The 8055-nt window shown below is 71.9% G+C and carries 8 protein-coding genes; 6 read left to right on the top strand and 2 right to left on the bottom strand.

Annotation, left to right across the window (positions count from 1 at the left end; all coding sequences use genetic code 11):
* From FGF04_RS33865 to FGF04_RS33840, 6 genes are all read left to right on the top strand, one after another.
* A partial coding sequence (locus FGF04_RS33865; RefSeq protein ID WP_149515443.1) for an alginate lyase family protein occupies positions 1-1105 on the top strand: 1105 nt, incomplete at its 5' end.
* A gap of 72 nt (positions 1106-1177) precedes the next feature.
* On the top strand, positions 1178-1888 hold the full coding sequence (locus FGF04_RS33860) for an ABC transporter ATP-binding protein (RefSeq protein ID WP_149515222.1): 711 nt from the start codon (positions 1178-1180) through the stop codon (positions 1886-1888).
* Positions 1889-2059: 171 nt separating this feature from the next.
* Positions 2060-4633, top strand: a complete 2574-nt coding sequence (locus tag FGF04_RS33855) for a sensor histidine kinase (RefSeq protein WP_149515221.1) — start codon at positions 2060-2062, stop codon at positions 4631-4633.
* Positions 4630-5313, top strand: a complete 684-nt coding sequence (locus FGF04_RS33850) for a response regulator (RefSeq protein ID WP_149515220.1) — start codon at positions 4630-4632, stop codon at positions 5311-5313. The genes FGF04_RS33855 and FGF04_RS33850 overlap by 4 nt, the downstream gene beginning before the upstream one ends.
* A 46-nt stretch (positions 5314-5359) precedes the next feature.
* A complete protein-coding gene (locus FGF04_RS33845) occupies positions 5360-5758 on the top strand; it encodes an OB-fold nucleic acid binding domain-containing protein (protein ID WP_107021532.1) in 399 nt (132 codons plus the stop codon).
* A gap of 3 nt (positions 5759-5761) precedes the next feature.
* Positions 5762-6499 carry a DUF3159 domain-containing protein gene (locus FGF04_RS33840; protein WP_149515219.1) on the top strand — a complete coding sequence of 246 codons (738 nt, stop codon included), beginning with the start codon at positions 5762-5764 and terminating at the stop codon, positions 6497-6499.
* Between the two features lie 87 nt (positions 6500-6586).
* Here the strand turns inward: FGF04_RS33840 and FGF04_RS33835 are convergent, their stop codons facing one another.
* Complete coding sequence (locus tag FGF04_RS33835; protein ID WP_149515218.1) at positions 6587-7264, bottom strand: potassium channel family protein; 678 nt, start codon at positions 7262-7264, stop codon at positions 6587-6589.
* The gene (locus FGF04_RS33830) at positions 7264-7935 is read right to left on the bottom strand and encodes a potassium channel family protein (protein ID WP_149515217.1); all 672 of its coding nucleotides are present in this window, start codon (positions 7933-7935) and stop codon (positions 7264-7266) included. Before FGF04_RS33830 ends, FGF04_RS33835 begins: the two co-directional genes overlap by 1 nt.
* Positions 7936-8055 lie beyond the last annotated feature (120 nt).

Below are 8055 nucleotides of genomic sequence, written 5' to 3'. Positions count from 1 at the left end.
CGCCCAGGCGGCCCCGGCCGCCTTCGCGCACCCCGGGGTCACCGTCTCCCGCGGCCAGCTGGACTTCGCCCGGCAGCAGGTCAACGCCGGTGTCCAGCCCTGGAAGGGCGCGTACGACCAGATGCTGTCGAGCAAGTACGGCTCGCTCACCCGCACCGCCAAGCCACGCGCGGTCGTGGAGTGCGGCTCGTACTCGAACCCCAACAACGGCTGCACCGACGAGCGCGAGGACGCCATCGCCGCGTACACCCAGGCGCTCGCCTGGTACGTCACGCGCGACGCCCGGTACGCGAAGAAAGCGATCGAGCTGATGGACGCCTGGTCCGCGACCATCCGCGACCACACCAACAGCAACGCGCCGCTGCAGACCGGCTGGGCCGGCTCCTCCTGGCCCAAGGCCGCCGAGATCATCAAGTACACGTACGACGGCGGCTGGGCCAACTCCGGCCGCTTCGCGACGATGCTGCGCGACGTCTACCTGCCCGAGGTCATCAACGGCTCGAACTCCAACGGCAACTGGGAGCTGTCGATGATGGAGGCCGCCGTCGGCATCTCCGTCTTCCTGGAGGACAAGGCCTCCTACGACAAGGCGATGGCGAAGTTCCGCACCCGCACGGCCGCCTACGTCTACCTCTCCTCCGACGGCGCCCTGCCGAGGACCGTGCCGAGCCAGAACCTCGACACCACGCAGAAGATCGTCAACTACTGGCAGGGCCAGTCCACCTTCGTCAACGGACTCACCCAGGAGACCTGCCGCGACTTCACCCACACCGGGTACGGCATCTCGGCGATCTCGCACATCGCCGAGACCAGCCGCATCCAGGGCCAGGACCTGTACGGCACCGACGTCGGCGAGCGGCTGCGGCACGCGCTCGGCTTCCAGGCGAAGTACGAACTCGGCGAGGCGGCCCCGGGCTGGCTGTGCGGCGGCTCGCTGCACCTGGGGCTCGGGCCCGTCACCGAGGTCGGCCACAACGCCCTGCACAACCGGCTCGGGCACGCCATGACCAACACCGAGGCGCTGACGGCGCGCAACCGTCCGGCGGGGAGCAACAACCTCTTCGTCGCCTGGGAGACGCTCACGCACGGCGACAACCCGAGCTGACCGGCCGGGGGCGGACCGTTGCAGGCCCGGGCGCCGGACGGTGATACTGGCGCCCGGTCCACGGGGAGGGGCATGAGCACGCGGATCGGCACGGACACGGTCGGCACCGACCCCATGGTGCGGGTGGAGGACGTCCACCGCTCCTACGGCAGCGGCGCCACCGCCGTGCACGCCCTGCGCGGGGTGTCCTTCGCCGTCCCGCGCGGTGAACTCGTCGCCCTCAAGGGGCGGTCGGGGTCCGGCAAGACCACCCTGCTGAACCTCGTCGGCGGACTCGACGAGCCGGACGCCGGGCGCGTCACCGTCGACGGGGTCGACCTCTCCGGGCTCGGGGAGAACGGGCTGCTGGAACTGCGCCGGGACCGCATCGGCTTCGTCTTCCAGTCCTTCGGGCTCATCCCCGTCCTGACGGCCGCCGAGAACGTGGGCGTGCCCCTGCGGCTGCGCCGGACGGACCCGCGCGCCCGCGAGGAGCGCGTCGAGCTGCTGCTCTCCCTGGTCGGGCTCGCCGGCCACGCCGCCCAGCGCCCCGGCGAGCTCTCCGGCGGCCAGCAGCAGCGCGTCGCCATCGCCCGCGCCCTCGCCAACGAGCCGGCGCTCCTCATCGCCGACGAACCCACCGGGCAGCTCGACGCCGAGACCGGCCTCGGGGTCATGGAGCTGCTGCGGGCGGTCGTCCGCGGCCAGCGGGTCACCGCCCTCGTCGCCACCCACGACGCGGCCCTGCTGGACCTGGCCGACCGGGTCCTGGAACTCGGCGACGGCGAACTCGTCGAGAGCTGACGCCACCGCTCCCGTCCCGGCACCGGCCCCGACACCTGCCGCGGGCCGTGGGTCGCGGCGTCAGGGTTGCGTCAAGGACGTCCGCGCCCGGGCCTCCCGTCCCTTTCGCCCCGATCGCAGGCCGTAAGGTCGGATCGGCGTACGCGGGGTGTTCGGGAAGACAATGAGGCCATGGGACGCGGCAGACTTCGGATCTACCTCGGTGCGGCACCGGGCGTCGGCAAGACGTACGCGATGCTGGCCGAGGCGCACCGCCGCGTCGAGCGGGGCGCGGACTGCGTGGTGGCCTTCGTCGAGCACCACGGCCGGCCGCGCACGGAGGTGATGCTGCACGGCCTGGAGCAGGTCCCGCGCAAGGAGCTGGCCCACCGGGACGCCGTCTTCACCGAGATGGACGTCGACGCCGTCCTGGCCCGCGACCCGGCCGTCGCCCTGGTGGACGAACTGGCGCACAGCAATGTGCCCGGCTCGCGCAACGCCAAGCGCTGGCAGGACGTCGAGGAGCTGCTGGCGGCCGGCATCGACGTCGTCTCCACCGTCAACATCCAGCATCTCGAATCGCTCGGCGACGTCGTCGAGTCGATAACGGGCGTGCGCCAGCGCGAGACCGTCCCCGACGAGGTGGTGCGGCGGGCCGACCAGATAGAGCTGGTCGACATGTCGCCCCAGGCGCTGCGCCGCCGGATGGCGCACGGCAACATCTACCAGCCCGACAAGGTCGACGCGGCCCTGTCCAACTACTTCCGCCCCGGCAACCTCACCGCCCTGCGCGAGCTGGCCCTGCTGTGGGTCGCCGACCGCGTCGACGAGTACCTACGCCAGTACCGGGGCGAGCACGGCATCAGCTCCACCTGGCAGGCCCGCGAACGCATCGTCGTCGGCCTCACCGGCGGTCCCGAGGGCCGTACGCTGATCCGCCGCGCCGCCCGCCTCGCGGAGAAGGGCGCCGGCGGCGAGGTGCTCGCCGTCTACATCGCCCGCAGCGACGGGCTGACCTCCGCCTCGCCCAAGGAGCTGGCCGTCCAGCGGACCCTCGCCGAGGACCTCGGCGGCACCTTCCACCACGTCGTGGGCGACGACGTGCCGTCCGCGCTGCTGGAGTTCGCCCGCGGGGTCAACGCCACCCAGATCGTGCTCGGCTCCTCGCGCCGCAAGGCCTGGCAGTACGTGTTCGGCCCCGGCGTCGGCGCCACGGTCGCCCGCGAGTCGGGGCCCGACCTGGACGTGCACATCGTCACCCACGACGAGGCGGGCAAGGGGCGCGGCCTCCCCGTCGCGCGCGGCGCCCGCCTGGGCCGCTCCCGGATCGTCGCGGGCTGGCTGGTGGGCGTCGTCGGCCCGGCGCTCCTCGCGCTGCTGCTGATCAACGCCGACGCCGACCTCGGGCTCGCCAACGACATGCTGCTGTTCCTGACGCTCACCGTGGCGGCAGCCCTGCTCGGCGGACTGCTCCCGGCGCTCGCCTCGGCGGCCTTCGGCTCCCTGCTCCTCAACTGGTTCTTCKCCCCGCCGCTGCACCGGCTGACCATCGCCGACCCCAAGAACTTCGTCGCCATCGCCATCTTCATCGGCGTGGCCATCTCGGTCGCCTCCGTGGTGGACCTGGCGGCCCGCCGCACCCACCAGGCGGCCCGGCTGCGCGCCGAGTCCGAGATCCTCTCCTTCCTGGCGGGCAGCGTCCTGCGCGGCGAGACCAGCCTCGACGCCCTGCTGGAGCGGGTCCGCGAGACCTTCGGCATGGAGTCCGTGGCGCTCCTCGAACGGGCCGGCGACGTCGACCCGTGGACCTGCGCCGGCAGCGTCGGCCCGCACCCGCCGGCGCTCCCCGAGGCCGCCGACGTCGACATGCCGGTCGGCGACCACACCGCGCTCGCCCTCTCCGGCCGGGTGCTGCCCGCCGAGGACCGCCGGGTGCTCGCCGCCTTCGCCGCCCAGGCCGTCGTCGTCCTGGACCGCAAACGGCTGCAGAAGGAGGCCGAGCGGGCCCGTGCGCTCGCCGAGGGCAACCGCATCCGCACCGCACTGCTGGCCGCCGTCAGCCACGACCTGCGTACGCCGCTGGCCGCCATCAAGGCCGCCGTGTCCTCCCTCAGGTCGGACGACGTGGCCTGGTCCGAGGAGGACGAGGCGGAGCTCCTGGAGGGCATCGAGGCGGGCGCCGACCGGCTCGACCACCTGGTGGGGAACCTGCTCGACATGTCCCGCCTGCAGACCGGCACCGTCACCCCGCTGATCCGCGAGATCGACCTCGACGAGGTGGTCCCGATGGCGCTGGGCGGCGTACCGGAGCACAGCGTCGAGCTGGAGATCCCCGAGACGCTGCCCATGGTCGCGGTCGACCCGGGCCTGCTGGAGCGCTCGGTCGCCAACATCGTCGAGAACGCCGTCAAGTACAGCCCCGCGGGCGAACGCGTCCTCGTCGCCGCCAGCACGCTCGGCGACCGGGTGGAGGTACGGGTCGTGGACCGCGGCCGGGGCGTACCCGACGAGGCGAAGGACCGTATCTTCGCCCCCTTCCAGCGCTACGGCGACGCCCCGCGCGGCGCCGGGGTGGGCCTGGGCCTCGCGGTCGCCCGCGGCTTCGCCGAGGCCATGGGCGGCACCCTCAACGCCGAGGACACCCCGGGCGGCGGCCTCACCATGGTCCTCACCCTCGCGGCGCGCCCCTCCCGCCCCGAGGCCCTCGCGGCGGCGGAACCCGTACAACCGGAGGAACCCGCACAACCGGAAAGGCAGGCCTCATGACGCGCGTCCTCGTGGTCGACGACGAGCCGCAGATCACCCGAGCCCTCGTGATCAACCTCAAGGCACGCAAGTACGAGGTCGACGCGGCCCCCGACGGCGCCACCGCGCTGCAGCTCGCGGCCGCCCGCCACCCCGACGTGGTCGTGCTCGACCTCGGCCTGCCCGACATGGACGGCGTCGAGGTGATCAGGGGACTGCGCGGCTGGACGCGCGTACCGATCCTCGTCCTGTCCGCCCGGCACTCCTCCGACGAGAAGGTCGAGGCGCTCGACGCGGGCGCCGACGACTACGTCACCAAACCCTTCGGCATGGACGAGCTGCTCGCCCGGCTGCGGGCGGCCGTGCGCCGGGCCGAGCCCACCGGCGGCGGCGAGGACGACGTGATCGTCACGACCGAGGACTTCACCGTCGACCTGGCCGCCAAGAAGGTCAACCGGGACGGCCGCGACGTGCGCCTGACCCCGACCGAGTGGCACCTCCTGGAGGTGCTGGTGCGCAACACGGGCCGCCTGGTCGGCCAGAAACAGCTGCTCCAGGAGGTCTGGGGCCCCTCCTACGGCACCGAGACGAACTACCTGCGCGTCTACATGGCCCAGCTGCGCCGGAAACTGGAGGCGGACCCGTCGCATCCCCGGCACTTCGTCACCGAGCCGGGCATGGGGTACCGGTTCGAGCGCTAGTACGACGGGTACGTAGCTTGCAGCGCCCCCCGGTACGCTTTGGTACATGAGTGCTGTCCCTCGATCCGAAAAGCCGGCGGGCCGGTTCCGGCGCATGATCGACCGGCTCTCCTCCTCCCAGGAGGACCTGGAGTCGGAGGAGCTGCGGGAGGACGCCGAGACCGCGGGATGCACACGGATCGGTGACTGCCGCGACCGGCAGGTGGTGACGGTTACTGGTACCTTGCGCACGGTCACCCTGCGCCCGAGGGCCGGTGTCCCGGCCCTGGAGGCCGAGCTGTTCGACGGTTCGGCCGCCCTGGACGTGGTGTGGCTCGGCAGACGTTCCATCGTGGGCATAGAACCGGGGCGCAAGCTGATGGCGTCGGGCCGGATCTCGATGAGCCGGGGCCGCCGCGTGCTGTTCAATCCCAAATACGAACTCAGACCCCTCGGACGGGAGTAGCCGGTGACGTCGCTCGACAAGCCGACCGAAGACGCCCAGCGGGATGCGCAGGACGCGCAGGACTCGCGGGCGGTGACCGAGGCGGCCCTCTTCGAGGCGTTCGGCGGTCTGCGGGGCATGATCGAGACGGTCCTGCCCGGCCTGCTCTTCGTCACGATCTTCACGATCAACAAGGACCTGCACTCGGCGGCCATCGCGGCCCTCGGCGTGTCGATCCTGCTCGTCGTGGTCCGCCTGGTCATGAAGGACACCGTCAAGCACGCGTTCAGCGGGGTCTTCGGTGTCGCCTTCGGCGTCGTCTTCGCGATGATGACGGGCAACGCGAAGGACTTCTACCTGCCGGGCATGCTGTACACGCTCGGCCTCGCCCTCGCCTACATCGTCACCACGCTCGCCGGGGTCCCCCTGATCGGCCTGATCCTGGGCCCGGTCTTCAAGGAGAACCTCTCCTGGCGCACCCGCAACCCGGGCCGCAAGAAGGCGTACGCGAAGGCCAGTTACGCGTGGGGCCTGATCCTGCTCGCCAAGTGCGCGATCCTCTTCCCGCTGTACTGGTGGGCCGACACCACCCAGTTCGGCTGGGTCCTGATCGCCCTGAAGATCCCGCCCTTCCTGCTCGCGGTCTGGCTGACGTGGGTCTTCCTCGCGAAGGCTCCGCCGCCGATCGACGTCTTCGCCGAGATGGAGGCCGAGGAGAAGGCGGAGAAGGAGCGGCGCGCCGCCGCCCGGTCCGCCGACTAGGGCCGACCGCCGACCAGCAGGCCCGCACCACCGAGCAGGGGGCGCCCGGATTCTTCCGGGCGCCCCCTGCTCGTGTCTGCGCGTGCGTCAGCCCGTCGCGTCCTCGCGGCGTACCGACAGCAGGTCCTCCAGCTGCTCCTCACGGGCCTGGGCCGCCACGAACAGGAGCTCGTCGCCCGCCTCCAGCGAGTCCTCGCGGGTCGGGGTGAGCACCCGGGTGCCGCGGATGATGGTGACCAGGGAGGTGTCCTCGGGCCAGGCCACGTCCCCGACCTGGGTGCCCGCCAGGGCGGACTCCGGCGGCAGGGTCAGCTCGACGAGGTTGGCGTCGCCGTGGCTGAAGCGCAGCAGCCGGACCAGGTCGCCGACGCTCACCGCCTCCTCGACCAGGGCCGACATCAGACGGGGGGTCGAGACGGCGACGTCCACGCCCCACGACTCGTTGAACAGCCACTCGTTCTTCGGGTTGTTGACGCGGGCGACGACCCGCGGGACGCCGTACTCGGTCTTCGCGAGCAGCGAGACGACGAGGTTGACCTTGTCGTCGCCGGTGGCCGCGATGACCACGTTGCAGCGCTGGAGCGCCGCCTCGTCCAGGGACGTGATCTCGCAGGCGTCGGCCAGCAGCCACTCCGCCATCGGGACGCGCTCGACCGAGATGGCGGTCGGCGCCTTGTCGATCAGCAGGATCTCGTGCCCGTTCTCCAGGAGCTCGCCCGCGATCGAGCGGCCCACGGCGCCGGCACCGGCAATGGCGACCCTCATCAGTGACCGCTCTCCTCTTCGGGGCCCTCGGCGAACGACGCCTCGACCTTCTCGACGGCGTCCGTACGCATCATCACGTGCACCAGGTCGCCCTCCTGCAGCACCGTCTGCGAGCTGGGCAGCACCGCCTCGCCCAGCCGGGTGAGGAAGGCCACGCGCACCCCCGTCTCCTCCTGGAGCCGGCTGATCCGCTGGCCGACCCACGCCGTCGAGGCGTGCACCTCGGCGAGCTGCACCCCGCCGGTGGGGTCGCGCCACAGCGGCTCGGCGCCCGACGGCAGCAGCCGGCGCAGCATCTGGTCGGCCGTCCAGCGGACGGTGGCGACGGTGGGGATGCCCAGGCGCTGGTACACCTCGGCGCGGCGCGGGTCGTAGATGCGCGCCGCCACGTTCTCGATGCCGAACATCTCGCGGGCCACCCGGGCGGCGATGATGTTCGAGTTGTCGCCGCTGGAGACGGCGGCGAAGGCGCCGGCCTCCTCGATGCCCGCCTCGCGCAGGGTGTCCTGGTCGAAGCCGACGCCGGTCACACGACGGCCACCGAATCCGGAGCCCAGTCGTCGGAAGGCGGTGGGGTCACGGTCGATCACGGCGACCGTGTGCCCCTGTTGCTCCAGGGTCTGGGCGAGGGCGGAACCCACTCTGCCGCAGCCCATGATGACGATGTGCACGACCGTCCTTCCGGTGTGAAAAGTTACAGCTCAGGCTGAAACAGGGTCTCAGACCGACGCCCAAGCTACACACGCGCGGTCCGTCCGCGGCACCCCTGTGCACATCCGCCCGTGCCGCGA

Source organism: Streptomyces apricus (assembly GCF_008369065.1).
GTDB lineage: Bacteria > Actinomycetota > Actinomycetes > Streptomycetales > Streptomycetaceae > Streptomyces > Streptomyces apricus.
This window is presented reverse-complemented; position numbering and strand designations above follow the sequence as displayed.